The sequence below is a fragment of the Bradyrhizobium sp. HKCCYLS20291 genome, from assembly GCF_051167715.1.
Lineage (GTDB): Bacteria > Pseudomonadota > Alphaproteobacteria > Rhizobiales > Xanthobacteraceae > Bradyrhizobium.
The window spans coordinates 483,349-500,454 of the sequence record NZ_JBNPTO010000002.1 but is presented as its reverse complement, the minus strand read 5'-3'; the positions used below and the strand labels follow the sequence as shown (position 1 = coordinate 500,454).

At 64.9% G+C, this 17,106-nt stretch carries 16 protein-coding genes and 1 pseudogene; 13 read left to right on the top strand and 4 right to left on the bottom strand.

What is annotated here, in order from left to right; genetic code table 11:
• Window positions 1–79: 79 nt before the first annotated feature.
• The 4 genes from ACQR07_RS06425 (at window position 80) to ACQR07_RS06410 (ending at window position 2,400) form a co-directional block, all read left to right on the top strand.
• Window positions 80–1,429, top strand: a complete 1,350-nt coding sequence (locus ACQR07_RS06425) for a histidine kinase (protein ID WP_434901475.1) — start codon at window positions 80–82, stop codon at window positions 1,427–1,429.
• A gap of 103 nt (window positions 1,430–1,532) precedes the next feature.
• Complete coding sequence (locus tag ACQR07_RS06420; RefSeq protein WP_434901474.1) at window positions 1,533–1,886, top strand: hypothetical protein; 354 nt, start codon at window positions 1,533–1,535, stop codon at window positions 1,884–1,886.
• A 142-nt stretch (window positions 1,887–2,028) separates the two neighbouring features.
• Entirely contained in the window at window positions 2,029–2,217 is a 189-nt protein-coding gene (locus ACQR07_RS06415; RefSeq protein ID WP_434901473.1) for a DUF2934 domain-containing protein, read from the top strand.
• Window positions 2,218–2,244: 27 nt separating this feature from the next.
• Entirely contained in the window at window positions 2,245–2,400 is a 156-nt protein-coding gene (locus ACQR07_RS06410) for a hypothetical protein (RefSeq protein WP_434901472.1), read from the top strand.
• Window positions 2,401–2,900: 500 nt separating this feature from the next.
• On the opposite strand, the gene ACQR07_RS06405 is transcribed toward ACQR07_RS06410, so the two are convergent.
• Both ACQR07_RS06405 and ACQR07_RS06400 read right to left on the bottom strand, forming a co-directional pair.
• Entirely contained in the window at window positions 2,901–3,143 is a 243-nt protein-coding gene (locus tag ACQR07_RS06405) for a (2Fe-2S)-binding protein (protein WP_434901471.1), read from the bottom strand.
• A 94-nt stretch (window positions 3,144–3,237) separates the two neighbouring features.
• Complete coding sequence (locus tag ACQR07_RS06400) at window positions 3,238–4,056, bottom strand: xanthine dehydrogenase (RefSeq protein ID WP_434901470.1); 819 nt, start codon at window positions 4,054–4,056, stop codon at window positions 3,238–3,240.
• A gap of 289 nt (window positions 4,057–4,345) precedes the next feature.
• Between ACQR07_RS06400 and ACQR07_RS06395 the strand changes: the two genes are divergently transcribed.
• The 7 genes and pseudogenes from ACQR07_RS06395 (at window position 4,346) to ACQR07_RS06365 (ending at window position 12,948) form a co-directional block, all read left to right on the top strand.
• Window positions 4,346–5,194, top strand: coding sequence for an SDR family NAD(P)-dependent oxidoreductase (locus ACQR07_RS06395; RefSeq protein ID WP_434901764.1), 849 nt, complete (start codon window positions 4,346–4,348; stop codon window positions 5,192–5,194).
• Between the two features lie 418 nt (window positions 5,195–5,612).
• Window positions 5,613–7,352, top strand: a complete 1,740-nt coding sequence (gene nifA / locus ACQR07_RS06390; RefSeq protein ID WP_434901763.1) for a nif-specific transcriptional activator NifA — start codon at window positions 5,613–5,615, stop codon at window positions 7,350–7,352.
• Between the two features lie 464 nt (window positions 7,353–7,816).
• Window positions 7,817–8,011 (top strand): 4Fe-4S dicluster domain-containing protein, encoded by a 195-nt coding sequence (locus ACQR07_RS06385; RefSeq protein ID WP_008961670.1) that lies wholly within the window; start codon window positions 7,817–7,819, stop codon window positions 8,009–8,011.
• A 40-nt stretch (window positions 8,012–8,051) separates the two neighbouring features.
• The gene (gene sufB / locus ACQR07_RS06380) at window positions 8,052–9,569 is read left to right on the top strand and encodes a Fe-S cluster assembly protein SufB (RefSeq protein WP_434901469.1); all 1,518 of its coding nucleotides are present in this window, start codon (window positions 8,052–8,054) and stop codon (window positions 9,567–9,569) included.
• Window positions 9,570–9,607: 38 nt separating this feature from the next.
• Entirely contained in the window at window positions 9,608–10,369 is a 762-nt protein-coding gene (gene sufC / locus ACQR07_RS06375) for a Fe-S cluster assembly ATPase SufC (protein WP_434901468.1), read from the top strand.
• Window positions 10,370–10,379: 10 nt separating this feature from the next.
• A pseudogene (sufD, locus tag ACQR07_RS06370) lies at window positions 10,380–11,703 on the top strand (Fe-S cluster assembly protein SufD).
• Window positions 11,704–11,706: 3 nt separating this feature from the next.
• On the top strand, window positions 11,707–12,948 hold the full coding sequence (locus tag ACQR07_RS06365) for a cysteine desulfurase (protein ID WP_434901467.1): 1,242 nt from the start codon (window positions 11,707–11,709) through the stop codon (window positions 12,946–12,948).
• 269 nt (window positions 12,949–13,217) lie between these two features.
• Here the strand turns inward: ACQR07_RS06365 and ACQR07_RS06360 are convergent, their stop codons facing one another.
• Window positions 13,218–13,679: a SufE family protein gene (locus ACQR07_RS06360; RefSeq protein WP_434901466.1), complete on the bottom strand. Its 462-nt coding sequence runs from the start codon at window positions 13,677–13,679 to the stop codon at window positions 13,218–13,220.
• Window positions 13,680–13,711: 32 nt separating this feature from the next.
• On the bottom strand, window positions 13,712–14,113 hold the full coding sequence (locus ACQR07_RS06355) for a response regulator (RefSeq protein WP_434901465.1): 402 nt from the start codon (window positions 14,111–14,113) through the stop codon (window positions 13,712–13,714).
• A gap of 449 nt (window positions 14,114–14,562) precedes the next feature.
• Here ACQR07_RS06355 and nifH point away from each other — a divergent pair, with 449 nt between their 5' ends.
• Both nifH and nifD read left to right on the top strand, forming a co-directional pair.
• Entirely contained in the window at window positions 14,563–15,450 is an 888-nt protein-coding gene (gene nifH / locus ACQR07_RS06350; RefSeq protein ID WP_315756203.1) for a nitrogenase iron protein, read from the top strand.
• 77 nt (window positions 15,451–15,527) lie between these two features.
• A complete protein-coding gene (nifD, locus tag ACQR07_RS06345; RefSeq protein WP_434901464.1) occupies window positions 15,528–17,030 on the top strand; it encodes a nitrogenase molybdenum-iron protein alpha chain in 1,503 nt (500 codons plus the stop codon).
• The last annotated feature ends 76 nt before the right edge of the window (window positions 17,031–17,106 follow it).

Genomic DNA, 17,106 nt, shown 5'->3' with positions numbered 1-17,106 from the left:
TGATGTTGCAATTAGATCGCTGGCGGATTTGTCTGTCAATGTGAGGCGCGTGAAACACGGCGGCGGCGAGGCGGAGAGAATGTGGCAGAATTGGTCGTTGCGGACGCGCATCAACGTGCTGCTCGCGCTGGTGCTGACGCTGGGGCTCGCCATCAATATCGGCCGTCTGGTGCTGGATGCGGCGCCGCGCGTGCTCGCCGAGGATCAGAGCGTCATCCGCCTGACCCGTGCCTTCATCGAGACCATCATGGACGAGGTCAATGGTGCGCCCGACCCTGACGCGCGGCTGAACCGGATCGTCGGCGATCTCGGCCAGCTGCGTCACGTCAGCGTCATCAGGCAGCCCGCCGCGGCACGGCCGCGGCCGCCATCGGGGGAGGGCGCGCGCGCGACGCCGGCCTGGTTCATCGCGCTGGTGCACCCGGACAAGACCTCGGTCACCATGCCCGTCACCGTCGCCGGGCGCGCCGAGACGCTGGTGATCACCTCGCATCCCGACGACGAGATCGCCGAGATCTGGGACGGCATCATCACGCAGCTCATCGTCGGCTCGCTGGTCGGCTTCGCCCTGTTCGGGATCACCACGCTGGTGGTCGGCCGCGCGCTGGCGCCGTTGTCGGATCTCGCCGACGCCATGAGCCGGATCGAAGCGGGGGCCTATGACGCCCGCGTCAAGCCGGGCGGCGCGCCCGAGCTCGCCGCGCTGTGTGCCAAGCTGAACCACCTTGCCGGCGTCCTCGGCGAGGCGGTCGAGGAGAAGCGGCGGCTGGCCGAGCGGACCGTCTCGCTGCAGGACCTCGAACGCAAGGAGATCGCGCGCGAGCTGCATGACGAGTTCGGGCCGCATCTGTTCGCGCTGCGCGCCCATGCCAGCGCGCTGATGCGATTGCCGGACACGGTCCCGCTCGACGTCGCCGCGATGCGCCGGCATGGCCAGGCGATCCTCGACCAAGTCAATGAAGTGCAGCAGTTCAACCGCCGCATCCTGGAGCGGCTGCGCCCCGTCGGCCTCGCCGAGCTGGGGTTGCGCGAGGCGCTCGGCGCGCTGGTGCGGCTGTGGCGGGAATCGCGGCCGGAGATCGCGATCGAGACCACGTTCCCGGACAACGTGGTCTGCAGCAACGAGACCGCCGAGCTGACGATCTACCGCGTCGTGCAGGAAGCGTTGACGAACGTGTTCCGTCACGCCGAGGCCACGTCGGTCGACGTCACCATCGAGCCGCTGCAGCAGACCACGGCCGGACATCGCCGCAGCTACACGCGGGTGCGCGTCCGCGACGACGGCCGCGGGCTTGCCCCCGAGCACAAGCTCGGCTTCGGCCTCACCGGCATGCGCGAGCGGCTGCTGGCGCTCGGCGGCACCTTGACGGTGGCCTCGACCGGCACCGGCGTCACCATCGAGGCGATGGTGCCGGCCGAGGCGGCGTGAGTTCAACGTTTGGAACAAACTGTTCCATGGCGCATTCAACGGGCTACTTGCAATCCGCGTGAGCCGCGGTCCGGAGCACGCGCCGGTAGCTTGCGGTGATCAGATGAGAACCTTGCCTGCGCTGAGCGGCGCAGCCCTCCTGGCTGCGCTGTCCTACGATCATGCCGTCGCGCGCGACGACGGCCGGTTTGCCAACTCGCCGCTCAAAGGCTGGTTCGACAGCCTGAGGAGCGGTCGCGGCCCGTGCTGCTCGGATGCGGACGGCTTCGCAGTCTCCGATCCCGATTGGGACATGGAGGGCACGCACTACCGCGTGCGGCTCGATGGCCAATGGATCGTCGTTCCCGACGATGCCGTGATCACCGAGCCCAACCGCGCCGGGCGCACGATGGTGTGGCCGATCAAGGGCTCGCTCGGCACCTCGATCCGCTGCTTCATGCCGGGCAATCTGAGCTGACGGGCAGCCGAGCCAGTGCATCCGACGCAGCGATCGGCACTGCGGCCGATGGTCCTCTGCGCGGCCTCGCTTTGGAACTCCGCTCGGTCAGGGTTATTGCCACGCAGGTCATGCCGTATGGCAGTCTGATGCGAGGAGCACCATGGAACAGAGCAGCGACACCGGCCTTGAGGAACGGATTCGCGAACGCGCCCATCGATTGTGGGAGCAGTCGGGGCGCCCGGACGGCCGCGAGGATGAGTTCTGGCACCAGGCCGAGCGCGAGGTCCGCGAAGCCGAGCAGTTGCACGACGAAGCCACTGCGCCACCGCCGACGATGTTGCCGGATTGACCGGCACGAACAACCGAAGGATTGGCTATGAGCAAGGAAACGCCGAAGGACGATCCGCGCAAGGAAAACGACTGGGGCTCGATGAAGCAGACCGATAAGCCGTGGGCCGAGAAGCCGGAAAACGAGCAACGCTCGGAGGCGGCCAAGGATCTCGAGAAGTGGGGCGAGACCAAGACGCATTGAGGCTTGCGAGGAAGTGAGGCGCGGGCGTAGCTCGAGAGACTTCCCGTGTAGCTGCCCCTCACCCCGACCCTCTCCCCGTAAGAACGGGGAGAGGGAGTGCAGCGCGCCTCGTGGCGACAGGTCGCGCCGGAGTTTCCTGTAAGCAATATTCCGGATGAGTCGGCTCAGCCTAACAGAAACTTACCTCTTTGATCAGATCTCATCGATCCGCATGCGCGGGACTGACTTCTCCGCGCACGAAGCGATGTCGAACTCTCGGATCCATGCCGGTCCGTCTGCTCACCGCGAATGCAGTGCGCTCCCTCTCCCCGTCCTTACTGGGAGAGGGTTGGGGTGAGGGGCAGCTACACGGGTGGTATCAGTCGTCAGATCGATATCCGCTCAGCCGATCGCACCGGATGTCGTCCTCGAAGCGGTCGGCGCAACATGCCAGCCTCACCGCTGCATGTCGATTGTCCGACATCCGACAGCGCGATGCGATACGTCGCGCGGCTGCCTCCTCACGCCACCGACATCAGCTCGCAAGGCGCGGGCTCGGCATGCACCGGCCATACCGCCGCGGTGGCCGTATCGCCCTGCCGCTCATCGAGAATCCGCTTCACCGAGCGCGAACACAGCCCGCATTGGACCGAGCAGCCGAGACAATCATACACTTGTGCCGGCGAGCCGAAGGTGATGTCCGCCGTCGTGACGACGTTGCGAACGGCGGTATCGGTGATGACGTTGCAGGAACAAATGATCATGGCTGTTGCTCGCTCCTGCCAACGATAAGCAACGGCGATGCCAAGGTCGGCTGCGGGCCAAACGGCTAATCAGAATCGCTCGAAAACGGCGCGCTCAGCGTGGAGCCGCCGGGGTTGCGGCGGTGTGGTCCGCGGCGTGCAGGCGGATGGCAGCCAGGATCGTCTGCGCGAGCGCCTGTCCGTGCGCGTCGATGCCGGTCCACTGTGCGTGGCGGCCGCGCGGATCGATCTCGGCGAGCGCCACGCCGGCCGCAACGTCGCTGCCGTCGCGGACGATGCCGCGGAGCATGCCATCGGCGGGTGCGGTGACCGGGACGCCGGAGAGATGGCCGATGACGAAGCCCTTGTAGATGCGCGCGCCGATCTCGACCGGGCTATGCCAGCGGCCTTCATGATCCGATCGAACCAGGCCGCCAATGTCGCCGAAATCATTGGTGGCCGAGGTCCAGCCCTGGCCCACGATCTGTCCGAGCCGGTCGGCTCTGGTTTCGATGGCGAGGTCGCAATTGGCTGATGGCGAGAAGCCTGGCCCGATGCCGACCGACAGCCGGGTCATGCCGCGCAGATTGGGCGTCGGCTCGCGCCTCTGCATACGAGCGTCGACCAGCACGTCGATGGTGCGGATCGGAAGCAGATCGAGCAGGCCGAGCGTCGTGACCAGAACGTGCTGCGGATTGCCGAGCGCCTTGAACACGTCCATCGGGCTGTCGATGCGCGTGCCGATCACATCCTCGACATGGAGAGCGTCGCCGAACAAGGCATCGTGAAACGCCATCTTGCGGCGTATGACCGGTGGATTGGGGTCGTGCGACAGCACCACGCAGAAGCCTGCGCGGTGGAGGTGGACGCCAATCGCGGACGCGACCTCGTTGGTCCCGAGGATCACGGCGAAGCGCGCTGCATTCGTCCCCATGTCCCGGTCCATGCCGCACGACGTTTCGTGGCTGCCAGCTCTGCGGCCGGCAAGCCACGTTCCAGTTCGGTGCAACGTCGAGCAAGAGTCGGACCACGAGCAAGCGCGCCGAAAAACATTGCCATTTCAGGCGTTGTGGTCAGCACGGCGGAAAGTCGACGCGCGTCGTGTGACGAACCCGCCAATCTGTCGTGAACACGACAGCGCCTAATGGTTCGGCGCTGCATTTTCCGCTGGCCCGGATTCTGCACAACCGCGCTGTGGCATGGCGGCGCATGAGCAGGACGGCATGAGTCTCGATCTCGACCAGGACGTCCGTGCGCCCGCAATCGATGCGGATGAGACGATCGCGTCGTGCCCGTTTCATCGCGACATGGCGGCAGCGGAGCTTCCGGAGCGTACCGAGCAGAAGACGCTGGTGCTGACCGGCGGCTCGCGCGGCATCGGCCACGCGACGGCACGGCTGTTCTCCGACGCCGGCTGGCGCATCATCACATGCTCGCGCCAGCCGTTCGACGGCGGGCGATGTCCCTGGGACGCCGGTCCGGACAATCACGTCCAGGTCGATCTCAGCGACCGCAGCGCCATCCCGCGCGCGATTGACGACATCAAGGCCCGGCTCGACGGCGCGCCGCTGCACGCCTTGATCAACAACGCCGCCATCTCGCCGAAGGCCGACGGCGGCGGCCGGCTCGATTCGCTCGCGACGTCAGTCGAGACGTGGATGACCGTCTTTCACGTCAACTTTCTCGGCCCGATTCTGCTGGCGCGCGGATTGTTCGAGGAACTGAAGCGCGGGCAGGGGGCCGTCGTCAACGTGACGTCGATCGTCGGCACGCGCGTCCATCCCTTCGCCGGCACAGCCTACGCGACCTCGAAGGCCGCGCTGGCCTGCCTGACCCGCGAGATGGCCCACGACTTCGCGCCGCACGGCATCCGCGTCAACGCCATCGCGCCCGGCGAGATCAAGACCGAGATGGTCTCGCCGGAGACCGAGGCCCGGTTCTCGCCGCTGATCCCGATGCGCCGGATCGGAGCGCCGGAGGAGGTCGCCAAGGTGCTGTTCTTCCTGTGCTCGGATGCGGCGAGCTACGTCACCGGCGAGGAGATTCAGATCAACGGAGGGCAGCACCTCTAGCACCGACGTGAAATACGTCGCACTCACATGCCGTCAAGGCGACCGTTGCAGCTGGCAGCCGAGCACCGCGACTGCCAGACGCGGAGTGGAAAGTTGGTGTTCAGTTCGTGCTGTTGCGATCCGGTTGCAGGCACCCCGAATGAGGTCGAGTTCTAGGCGTCGGGAAGACAACACAAAACGGCGCGCGCGTCGTCGTCCGGATACCGGCGGCTACGCAACGCACGGGCCATAAGGGCTGCAAACTAATTTGTTAACGTCATGAAAGCCTGCAGCTTTTCTGTTCTTTTCATTGCACACTACTTCTGCGGCAATGCAGCAAAGTTAGGCACGACAATCATCAGCAGTTAAGGGAGGATGTTACAACACCGACAACCACGGATAGCTTTCAGGAGCGTCCGTGACGATCAGAGAAGCGACCATGGTCCAAACGGAAACACGTCAGGTCGAAGCTCGGGACGTCAGGTCCACGGCAGCACCAATCCCGCTCAGCGAGATCGCCCTGACGGGAATCTTCGAAATATCAAAAATCCTGGCCGCGCCGACGCGGCTGGAAATCACCCTCGCCAATGTGGTGAACCTGCTGCAGTCGTTCATGCAGATGCGCCATGGTGTCGTGTCGCTGCTGGCCGATGACGGCATTCCCGATCTCGCCGTCGGGGCCGGTTGGAGCGAAGGCAGCGATGAGCGCTACCGCGAGCGCCTGCCGCAGAAGGCGATCGACCAGATCGTCGCGACCGCCGTGCCGCTGATTGCGGAGAACGTCGCCGATCATCCCGCCTTCAGCGCCGCCGACGCGGTCACGCTCGGCGCCGGCGCCGACATCCGTGTGTCGTTTCTCGGCGTGCCCATCCGCATCGACCAGCGCGTGGTCGGCACCCTGACGATCGATCGCGTCTGGGATGGCCGTGCCGTGTTCCGGCTCGATTCCGACGTCCGCTTCCTGACCATGGTCGCCAATCTGATCGGCCAGACCATCAAGCTGCATCGTGTCGTCGCGCGCGATCGCGAGCGGCTGATGGCGGAAAGTCATCGGCTGCAGAAGGAGCTCATGGAGCTGAAGCCGGCGCCGAGCAAGGGCAAGAAGGTACTGGTGGACGGCATCGTCGGCGACAGCCCGGCGCTGCGCGCGCTGCTGGAGAAGATCAACGTCGTCGCCAAGTCGAATGCGCCGGTCTTGCTGCGCGGCGAATCCGGCACCGGCAAGGAGCTGGTGGCCAAGGCGATCCACGAATTGTCGAACCGTGCCAAGCGTCCCTTCATCAAGATCAACTGCGCGGCGCTGCCGGAGACGGTGCTGGAGTCGGAGTTGTTCGGCCACGAGAAGGGCGCCTTCACCGGCGCGATCAATGCGCGCAAGGGCCGCTTCGAGCTTGCCGACAAGGGCACCTTGTTCCTCGACGAGATCGGCGAGATCTCGCCGGCGTTCCAGGCCAAGCTGTTGCGCGTGCTGCAGGAGCAGGAGTTCGAGCGCGTCGGCGGCAACCAGACGATCAAGGTCGACGTGCGCATCGTCACCGCGACCAACCGCAATCTCGAAGAGGCGGTCACGCGCAACGAGTTCCGCGCCGATCTCTACTACCGGATCAGCGTCGTGCCGATCAAGCTGCCGCCACTGCGCGAGCGCCGCAGCGACATTCCGCAGCTGGCCCGCGAGTTCCTGCGCCGCTTCAATTGCGAGAACGAGCGCGACCTCACCTTCGACGTCAGCGCCATCGAGGTGCTGATGCATTGCGGCTTCCCGGGCAATGTGCGCGAGCTGGAGAACTGCGTGCAGCGGACCGCGACCATGGCGACGGGCTCGGCGATCGGCATGGACGACTTCGCCTGCAGCCGCAACGAGTGCATGTCGGCGATCCTGTGGAAGGGCAACACCGTGACGCCGCCGCCGCCGCGCGGCCAGCCGATGGTGCCGCTGCCGATCCTGCCGCGCTCTTCGGCGCCGATCGAAGCTCCGACCGAACTGCCGATGGCGGATGCCGATGATGGCGACTTCAACGAGGTGATGGACGGTGGCGCCGTCCCCGAGCGCGAGCGCATCGTGCAGGCGATGGAGCGTTCCGGCTGGGTCCAGGCCAAGGCCGCGCGCCTGCTCGGCCTCACGCCACGCCAGATCGGCTACGCCCTGAAGAAGCACAACATCGAGGTCAAACGGTTCTGAGCGGGTTTGACGCGAAGTGTTTCGGAAGGGCGCGCCGATGGTGCGCCCTTTTTGTTTGAACTTTGCTTTGACACTCCGGCGTTGCTCCACTCTCCTCCGTCATTCCGGGGCGGCGCGCAAAGCGCGACGAGCCCGGAATCCATTTGACTGCGCGTTCTGCCGGTCGATGGATTCCGGGCTCGTGCTGCGCACGCCCCGGAATGACGGAGGAGAGACGGGCGAGCATCTCGACCACTGCAGTCAAGGAGAGCGTGCCCATCGCCATCGCCTGCAGAGTCCCGCCCTGATGACACGCCCCGTCTCCCTGTCGCACTTGCGACATGCTGTCGGGAGAGCGACAGCTGACCGCGATCCGCGAGTTTAGAATCTTCCTTAGAAATCAAACAAATGCGCTCTGGCACGGCGCTTGAAAGATAGCGCTCGAATGACATCGCTCGATGTCGCTGAAGCGCGGGGAGATCAGCATGGCCTACAAGATCATCGCCTCACAATGCACGGTCTGCGGGGCCTGCGAGTTCGAATGCCCGAATGCGGCGATTCGGCTGAAGAACGACATGTACATCATCGATCCGAAGAAGTGCACGGAGTGCGAAGGCCACTTCGACGCGCCGCAATGTGCTGCCGTCTGTCCGGTGCCGGACACCTGCGTGCCCGCCTGACGCGGGCACCTCGTCTTGAGCCTTGGAAGCGGAGTGAGAGATGGCAGCGGTTCAGGAGACGATCGATCGCGTCAAGGACATCGACGTCGATCAATATCGTTACGGGTTCGAGACACACATCGAATCGGAGAAGGCTCCCAAGGGGCTGTCGGAAGACACGATCCGCTTCATCTCTGCCAAGAAGGACGAACCGGCCTGGATGCTGGAATGGCGGCTGGAGGCGTATCGCCGCTGGCTGACCATGACCGAGCCGACCTGGGCGCGCGTCGGCTACCCAAAGATCGACTATCAGGATCTGTATTACTATTCGGCGCCGAAGCCGAAGAAGAAGGTCGCTTCGCTCGACGAGATCGATCCGGAGATTCTCAAGACCTATGAGAAGCTCGGCATTCCCCTGCGCGAGGTCGAGATCCTCGAAGGTGTCGAGCGTCCCGCAGCGGTCGTCGAGACCGAGGACGGCGAGGTGGCTGCGCCGCGCACCAAGATCGCGGTCGACGCCGTGTTCGACTCGGTGTCAGTCGCTACCACCTTCAAAGAGGAGCTGAAGAAGGCCGGCGTGATCTTCATGCCGATCTCCGAGGCGCTGCGCGAGCATCCCGACCTCGTGCAGAAATATCTCGGCACGGTCGTGCCGACCACCGACAACTACTTCGCGACGCTGAATTCGGCCGTGTTCTCCGACGGCTCGTTCGTCTACGTGCCGCCGGGCGTACGCTGCCCGATGGAGCTGTCGACCTATTTCCGCATCAATGAGCGCAACACCGGCCAGTTCGAGCGCACGCTGATCATCGCCGACAAGGGTGCCTACGTCTCCTACCTCGAAGGCTGCACAGCGCCGCAGCGCGACGAGAATCAGCTGCACGCCGCCGTGGTCGAGCTCGTCGCGCTTGACGACGCCGAGATCAAGTACTCGACAGTGCAGAACTGGTACCCCGGCAATTCCGAGGGCGTCGGCGGCATCTACAATTTCGTCACCAAGCGTGGCGACTGCCGTGGTGTCAACTCGAAGATCTCATGGACCCAGGTCGAGACCGGATCGGCGATCACTTGGAAGTATCCAAGCTGCATCCTGCGCGGCGACAATTCCAGCGGCGAGTTCTACTCGATCGCGATATCCAACGGTTACCAGCAGGTCGATAGCGGCACCAAGATGATCCACCTCGGCAAGAACACGTCGAGCCGGATCATCTCCAAGGGCATCGCTGCCGGCAAGTCGCAGAACACCTATCGTGGCCTGGTCAGCGCGCACCGCAAGGCCTCCGGCGCGCGCAACTTCACCGCCTGCGATTCGCTCCTGATCGGCGACAAATGCGGTGCGCACACCGTGCCCTACATCGAGGCCAAGAACTCGTCGGCGGTGTTCGAGCACGAAGCGACGACCTCGAAGATCTCCGAGGACGTGCTGTTCTACTGCATCCAGCGCGGCCTCAGCCAGGAGGAAGCGGTCGGGCTCGTCGTCAACGGCTTCGTCAAGGACGTGCTGCAGCAACTGCCGATGGAGTTCGCGGTCGAGGCGCAGAAGCTGATCTCGATCAGCCTCGAAGGTTCGGTCGGATAAGGACGTCGCGCGCGGCGACAACAGATGAGGAGTGTTCGATGACGGCCTTGCTCGAAATCAAGGGGCTCCATGCCGAGATCTCCGGTGGTCGCAAGATCATCCAGGGCCTGGACCTCACCGTGAACAAGGGCGAGATCCACGCCATCATGGGCCCGAACGGCGCCGGCAAGTCGACCTTGTCCTACGTGCTCGCCGGCAAGCCGGGCTACGAGATCACGGCGGGTGAGGTCTATCTCAACGGCGAGGACCTGCTGGCTATGGAAGCGGACGAGCGGGCCGCCAAGGGCGTGTTCCTGGCGTTCCAATATCCGCTGGAGATTCCGGGCGTGGCGACGCTGACGTTCCTGCGCGCCGCCTTCAACGCCCAGCGCAAGGCGCGCGGCGAAGAGGAGTTGTCCTCGCCGGATCTGATCAAGCGCGTGCGCGAGATCGCCAAGACCCTGAACATCGACGCCGAGATGCTGAAGCGGCCGCTCAATGTCGGCTTCTCCGGCGGCGAGAAGAAGCGCAACGAGACCCTGCAGATGGCGCTGCTGCAGCCCTCGCTGTGCGTGCTCGACGAGACCGATTCGGGCCTCGACATCGACGCGCTGAAGGTGGTCGCCAACGGCGTCAACGCGCTGCGCTCGGCCGAGCGCGGCATGATCGTCATCACGCATTACCAGCGGCTGCTCGACTACATCGTGCCGGACATCGTCCACGTCTTCGCGGCGGGCCGCATCGTCCGCACCGGCGGTGCGGACCTCGCGCGCGAGCTCGAGGCGACCGGCTACGCGCAGTACCACGGCGAAGCGGCGTAAGGGGCAGGGCATGGGCGTCGCGATCCGCAAGACCAAGGCCGAGCTCGGACTGGCCGATTTGTACCAGGGCGCCCGCCGCTACCTGCCGGGCGGCGAGGAGATCACGGCGGTGCGCGCCGCCGCGTTCGACCGCTTCAACGCGGTTGGTCTGCCGCACCGGCGCGTCGAGGCCTGGCGCTACACCGATCTGCGCACGCAGATGAAGGAAGCCAAGCGGCTGGCGTCACTGCCCGACGATGCCGCCAAGACGAGGGCGCGCGAGGCCAAGGACCTGTTCGCCGGCGCCGGCTTCCGCAAGCTCGTCATCGTCGACGGCGCCTTCGTGGCCGAGCTGTCGGATCTCGCCGATCTCGAGCCTGGCCTCACCATCCAGCCGATGTCGGATGCGCTGGCCGCCGACAAGCCGCTGCTGTCGCAGCGTCTTGGCCCCGTGGTCCCCGACGACGATGCGGCCCTGGCACTCAACACGGCGCTGGCGGCCAATGGTGTCGTCATTCTCGTCGCGCCGGGCACGGCGCTCGTCCGTTCCATCCATGTCGCCTTCGTCACGACCAACTGGGTCGCGACCTCGATGTTCACGCGCTCCCTGGTCAATATCGGTGCCGGCGCCAGCGCCACCATCGTCGAATCGCATCAGGGGCCTGACGGCAGCGAGTACCAGGTCAACACCGCGATGCAGCTCGTCGTCGGCGACGAGGCGCGGATCGATCACATCAAGGTGGTCGGCGAGAGCAGCAGCGCGCTGCACATCGGCTCGCTGCTCGCCAATATCGGCGCGCGCGACCTTCAACCAGCTCGGCTTCGTGGCCGGCGGCAGCCTGGTCCGCAACCAACTGTTTGTGCATGTCGCGGGCGAGGGCACGGTCGCCGACATCCGTGGCGGCTCGCTGTTGTCGGGCACGCAGCACGCCGACACGACGCTGGCGATCGAGCACGCCGCCGAGAACTGCCAGAGTCGCGAAACCTTCAAGGCGGTGGTCGGCGACACCGCGCGCGCGGTGTTCCAGGGCAAGATCACGGTCAGCCCCGGTGCGCAAAAAACCGATGCCAAGATGATGTCGCGGGCGCTGCTGCTGTCCGACGAGGCCGAGGCCTGTTCGAAGCCGGAGCTCGAGATCTTTGCCGATGACGTGCAATGCGGCCACGGCACGACGACAGGTGCGATTGATGACGAGCTGCTGTTCTACCTCATGGCGCGCGGCATCCCGCCGGCGGAGGCGAAGGCGCTGCTCATCCAGGCCTTCATCGGCGAGATCATCGAGGGCGCGGCCAATGAGAGCGTGCGCGACGCGCTGACGGAGGCGATGCTGGGCTGGCTCGGACGACGGGAGTAGATGATGCATGCAGCGGTGCAGGGGAGCGGCTACGATGTCGGCCGCATCCGGGCAGATTTTCCCATTCTCGGCATGCGGGTGCACGGCAAGCCGCTGGTGTATCTCGACAACGCGGCGTCCGCGCAGAAGCCGCAGGCCGTGCTCGACCGGATGCACCAGGTCTACACCTCCGAATACGCCAACGTACATCGCGGCCTGCACTATCTCGCCAACGCCGCCACCGAGGCCTATGAGGGCGCCCGCGCCAAGGTGGCGTCGTTCCTCAATGCCGAGAGCCCCGAGCAGATCATCTTCACCCGCGGTGCCACCGAGGCGGTGAACCTTGTGGCGCAGACTTTTGGTCGCGAGCGGATCGGGCCGGGCGACGAGATCGTGCTCTCGATCATGGAGCACCACGCCAACATCATACCTTGGCATTTTCTTCGAGAGCGCCAGGGCGCGGTGATCAAATGGGCTCCCGTCGATGACGACGGCAACTTCCTGCTCGACGAGTTCGAGAAGCTGCTGTCGCCGCGCACCAAGATGGTGGCGATGACGCAGATGTCGAACGTGCTCGGCACCGTCGTCCCGGTCAAGGAGGTCATCCGTATCGCGCATGCGCGCGGCATTCCGGTGCTGATCGACGGCTCGCAGGCGGCCGTGCATATGGAGGTCGACGTCCGCGATCTCGATGCCGATTTCTACTGCATCACCGGCCACAAGATCTACGGCCCGACCGGGATCGGCGCGCTCTATGGCAAGCGCGAGCTGTTGGCGTCGATGCCGCCCTTCAACGGCGGCGGTGAGATGATCCGCGAGGTCGCGCGCGACTGGGTGACCTATGGCGACCCGCCGCACCGGTTTGAAGCGGGCACGCCGCCGATCGTCGAAGCCGCCGGCCTCGGCGCCGCGATCGACTACGTCGCCTCGATCGGCAAGCAGCGCATCGCTGCGCACGAGCATGATCTGGTGGTCTATGCCACCGAGCAGCTGCGCGAGATCAACTCGCTGCGCATCATCGGCAACGCCGCCGACAAGGGCGCCATCGTCTCGTTCGAGATGCAGGGCGCCCATGCGCATGACTTCGCCACCGTCATCGACCGCTCCGGCGTCGCCGTCCGCGCCGGCACCCACTGCGCGATGCCGCTGCTGGAGCGTTTTGGCGTCACCGCGACCTGCCGGGCGTCATTCGCGATGTACAACACGCGGGAAGAGGTGGATGTGCTGGTCCGCGCGCTGAAGAAGGCGCAGGAGTTCTTTTCCTAGAAGCGCGCCGCTCTACCGCGCAGTGTCTGGATGAAGCGGTGCCAATTGCTGTGCCCTCTCCCCTTGTGGGAGAGGGCTACGCCGCTGTCAGCTCCAGACTCACTGGGGTGAGGGGTTGTCTCGGCGCCCCACGACCGCTTGAGTGTGCCGAGAGAACCCCTCACCCGGCGGCCTTTGGCCGCCACCCTCTCCCACAAGGGGAGAGGGTGCACCGAGTTCGCCGTGCTATGAACGGCTCATCAAAAACCAAACCAACTCAATAAACGAACCTACGCCGCCGCCACCAACGCCGCCTGGGCATCGGCCTTGATCCGGCTCACCATCGAGCGAAAGCCGTTCGAACGTTGCGGGGTCAAATGCTCCCGCAAGCCGAGCTTCTCGAACAGCGCGATGGGATCAGCCGCCAAAATCTCCGGCGCGGTGTGGCCCGACACCATCGCCAGCAGGATCGCGACCAGGCCGCGAACGATGTGCGCGTCGCTGTCGCCGATGAAATCGAGCACCGGCGCCGCGCTGCCGCGGCGGATCGACGTCGCGACCCAGACCTGGCTGGTACAGCCCTGGACCTTGTTGCCGTCGTTGCGATCGGCATCTGGCAGGGGCGTCAGGCCGCGGCCGAGCTCGATGACGTAGCGGTAGCGATCGTCCCAGTCGTCGAGCAGGGCGAAGTTCTCGACAATGTCCGCGATATCCGGATTGGCCGGCGCCGCGCTCTGGGCCATCTTCAACATGCTCTTCTCCTCATATCTGCTGACCTCGACGATCAGGGCGACAGGGGCGCCAGGCCCTGATCCGTTCCGCGCCGCGCCAGCACCGACTCCACGGCATCCGTGACGCCGTCGAACGTGATCGGCTTGGCGATGATGGCTTCGGCGCCCTGGCGGAGACCCGCCAGCGCAAGCGGCGACCTGGTGGATCCCGCAACGACGATGATGCCGGCCTGGTTCAGCTTCCGCGCCAACATGCCGACCGTCTCCGCACCGGCGTCCTCGAGGATGCTGCTCCCGACCAGCACGGCATCGGGCGTGGCCCGCGCGGCCTTGCTGAGCGCATCGGCCGTCTCCGCGAAGGTGAAGGTCTCGTGACGCTCACTGAGGATGTAGCCGAGCGCCGATCGGACGACCTGATCAGCTTCAATGACAAAGATGCACGTCTTGCCCGACATCGAAGGACTCCTGCTGCCCGTCTGCGAACGGGTTTGATCTACATCAAGCAAACTCCATACCGCCGCCTGTCGCGGGCCTCACGCAGGCGCTTGCCGAGCGTCAATCGCCGGAGTGCCGGTGGGGAGAGCGATGCCATGTGTCGTTTCGGACAGCACGGCGCGGAAGCGTCGGGTGAAAAACCCCGATGTCGGGTTTGCAACAGCGTGCAGTCTACTGCCGAGCTTGGCCGCATCTCTTTCAAAACATGGCCTTTTTAACGATTCCAAAGCTCTGGCACAGCCGTTGCAAAACTCTGTTCAGGCAATGGTTGAGGGCTGAGTGCACGCCGACGCTTCGGACGAGCGATGCTCTCCTTCCCAATAACCCGTCTGCCGGTTCTGGAGAGAGGACGCGGTCTCCTCATGCAAGGCGCATGCGGGACATTGGCAATCGGTTGATGGAGAGCAGAATGTCATCACTTCGACAAATCGCATTCTACGGCAAGGGCGGCATCGGCAAATCGACGACGTCGCAGAACACGCTCGCGGCGCTCGCCGAGATGGGTCATCGGATCCTGATCGTCGGCTGCGACCCCAAGGCGGATTCGACCCGCCTGATCCTGCACGCCAAGGCGCAGGACACCATCCTCAGCCTGGCCGCTGCCGCGGGCAGCGTCGAGGATCTCGAGATCGAAGAGGTCATGAAGGTCGGCTATCGCGACATCCGTTGCGTCGAGTCCGGCGGTCCGGAGCCGGGCGTCGGCTGCGCCGGCCGCGGCGTCATCACCTCGATCAACTTCCTGGAAGAGAACGGCGCCTATGAGGACATCGACTACGTGTCCTACGACGTGCTCGGCGACGTGGTGTGCGGCGGCTTCGCGATGCCGATCCGCGAGAACAAGGCGCAGGAGATCTACATCGTGATGTCCGGCGAGATGATGGCGATGTATGCCGCCAACAACATCTCCAAGGGCATTCTGAAGTACGCTAACTCCGGCGGCGTGCGCCTGGGCGGCCTGGTCTGCAACGAGCGCCAGACCGACAAGGAGCTCGAGCTGGCGGAGGCTCTCGCCAAGAAGCTCGGCACCCAGCTGATCTACTTCGTGCCGCGCGACAACATCGTGCAGCACGCCGAGCTGCGCCGCATGACCGTGCTGGAGTATGCGCCCGACTCGGTCCAGGCCGGCCACTACCGCTCGTTGGCGCAGAAGATTCACGTCAACGCCGGCAAGGGCATCATCCCGACCCCGATCACGATGGACGAGCTCGAGGACATGCTGATGGAGCACGGCATCATGAAGGCCGTCGACGAGAGCCAGATCGGCAAGACCGCCGCCGATCTCGCCGCCACGGCTTAAAGCGTCACCGGTCATCCGGCCCGTCATGTTCGACGGGCCGGGCGATCTCCGCAACCGATCATCGAGGAAAAAGCCAGATGAGCGTTACCGAGAAACAGAGCGTTGCCGAGGTCAAGGCACGCAACAAGGAACTGATCGCCGAGGTCCTGAAGGTCTATCCGGAAAAGACCGCCAAGCGCCGCGCCAAGCATCTCAACGTGCATGAGAACGGCAAGTCGGACTGCGGCGTCAAGTCGAACATCAAGTCGATCCCCGGCGTCATGACCATCCGCGGCTGCGCCTATGCCGGCTCGAAGGGCGTGGTGTGGGGCCCGATCAAGGACATGATCCACATCAGCCACGGCCCGGTCGGCTGCGGCCAGTACTCCTGGGCGGCGCGCCGCAACTACTACATCGGCACGACCGGTATCGACACCTTCGTGACGATGCAGTTCACCTCCGACTTCCAGGAGAAGGACATCGTGTTCGGCGGCGACAAGAAGCTCGCCAAGATCATGGACGAGATCCAGGAGCTGTTCCCGCTGAACAACGGCATCACCGTGCAGTCGGAATGCCCGATCGGCCTGATCGGCGACGACATCGAGGCCGTCTCCAAGGTCAAGTCGAAGGAGTATGACGGCAAGACCATCGTCCCGGTGCGTTGCGAAGGTTTCCGCGGCGTCTCGCAGTCGCTCGGCCACCATATCGCCAACGACGCCATCCGGGACTGGGTGTTCGACAAGCTGCCGGCCGACGCCGCGCCGCGCTTCGAGCCGTCGGACTACGACGTCGCGATCATCGGTGACTACAACATCGGCGGCGACGCCTGGTCATCGCGCATCCTGCTCGAGGAGATGGGCCTGCGCGTGATCGCCCAGTGGTCGGGCGACGGCTCGTTGGCCGAGCTCGAGGCGACGCCGAAGGCGAAGCTGAACGTGCTGCACTGCTACCGCTCGATGAACTACATCTCGCGGCACATGGAAGAGAAGTTCGGTATTCCGTGGTGCGAGTACAATTTCTTCGGGCCGAGCAAGATTGCGGAATCGCTGCGCAAGATCGCCAGCTATTTCGACGACAAGATCAAGGAAGGTGCCGAGCGCGTCATCGCCAAGTACCAGCCCCTGATGGACGCCGTGATCGCCAAGTACCGGCCGCGCCTCGAAGGCAAGACCGTGATGCTGTTCGTCGGCGGCCTGCGTCCGCGCCACGTGATCGGCGCCTACGAGGACCTCGGCATGGAGGTCGTCGGCACCGGCTACGAGTTCGGCCACAATGACGACTATCAGCGCACCGCCCAGCATTACGTCAAGGACGGCACGCTGATCTATGACGACGTGACCGGCTACGAGTTCGAGAAGTTCGTCGAAAAGGTCCAGCCGGACCTGGTCGGCTCGGGCATCAAGGAAAAGTACGTGTTCCAGAAGATGGGCGTGCCGTTCCGCCAGATGCACTCCTGGGACTACTCGGGCCCGTACCATGGCTATGACGGGTGCGCGATCTTCGCCCGCGACATGGACATGGCGATCAACTCGCCGGTCTGGAAGATGACCAAGGCGCCCTGGAAGCAGGCGCCGCAGCCGCTGCTCCAGGCGGCCGAGTAACGACCACCCACGGCCTGGCTCTCCTTCGGCGGAGAGCCAGCGCTCCCTGATCGACACAGGAACATAGAGAGGGTTA

Coding starts and splice junctions, on each gene's coding strand:
- ACQR07_RS06425 (WP_434901475.1), top strand. CDS start 80: ATGTGGCAGAATTGGTCGTTGCGGACGCGCATCAACGTGCTGCTCGCG.
- ACQR07_RS06420 (WP_434901474.1), top strand. CDS start 1,533: ATGAGAACCTTGCCTGCGCTGAGCGGCGCAGCCCTCCTGGCTGCGCTG.
- ACQR07_RS06415 (WP_434901473.1), top strand. CDS start 2,029: ATGGAACAGAGCAGCGACACCGGCCTTGAGGAACGGATTCGCGAACGC.
- ACQR07_RS06410 (WP_434901472.1), top strand. CDS start 2,245: ATGAGCAAGGAAACGCCGAAGGACGATCCGCGCAAGGAAAACGACTGG.
- ACQR07_RS06405 (WP_434901471.1), bottom strand. CDS start 3,143: ATGATCATTTGTTCCTGCAACGTCATCACCGATACCGCCGTTCGCAAC.
- ACQR07_RS06400 (WP_434901470.1), bottom strand. CDS start 4,056: ATGGGGACGAATGCAGCGCGCTTCGCCGTGATCCTCGGGACCAACGAG.
- ACQR07_RS06395 (WP_434901764.1), top strand. CDS start 4,346: ATGAGTCTCGATCTCGACCAGGACGTCCGTGCGCCCGCAATCGATGCG.
- nifA (WP_434901763.1), top strand. CDS start 5,613: ATGGTCCAAACGGAAACACGTCAGGTCGAAGCTCGGGACGTCAGGTCC.
- ACQR07_RS06385 (WP_008961670.1), top strand. CDS start 7,817: ATGGCCTACAAGATCATCGCCTCACAATGCACGGTCTGCGGGGCCTGC.
- sufB (WP_434901469.1), top strand. CDS start 8,052: ATGGCAGCGGTTCAGGAGACGATCGATCGCGTCAAGGACATCGACGTC.
- sufC (WP_434901468.1), top strand. CDS start 9,608: ATGACGGCCTTGCTCGAAATCAAGGGGCTCCATGCCGAGATCTCCGGT.
- ACQR07_RS06365 (WP_434901467.1), top strand. CDS start 11,707: ATGCATGCAGCGGTGCAGGGGAGCGGCTACGATGTCGGCCGCATCCGG.
- ACQR07_RS06360 (WP_434901466.1), bottom strand. CDS start 13,679: ATGTTGAAGATGGCCCAGAGCGCGGCGCCGGCCAATCCGGATATCGCG.
- ACQR07_RS06355 (WP_434901465.1), bottom strand. CDS start 14,113: ATGTCGGGCAAGACGTGCATCTTTGTCATTGAAGCTGATCAGGTCGTC.
- nifH (WP_315756203.1), top strand. CDS start 14,563: ATGTCATCACTTCGACAAATCGCATTCTACGGCAAGGGCGGCATCGGC.
- nifD (WP_434901464.1), top strand. CDS start 15,528: ATGAGCGTTACCGAGAAACAGAGCGTTGCCGAGGTCAAGGCACGCAAC.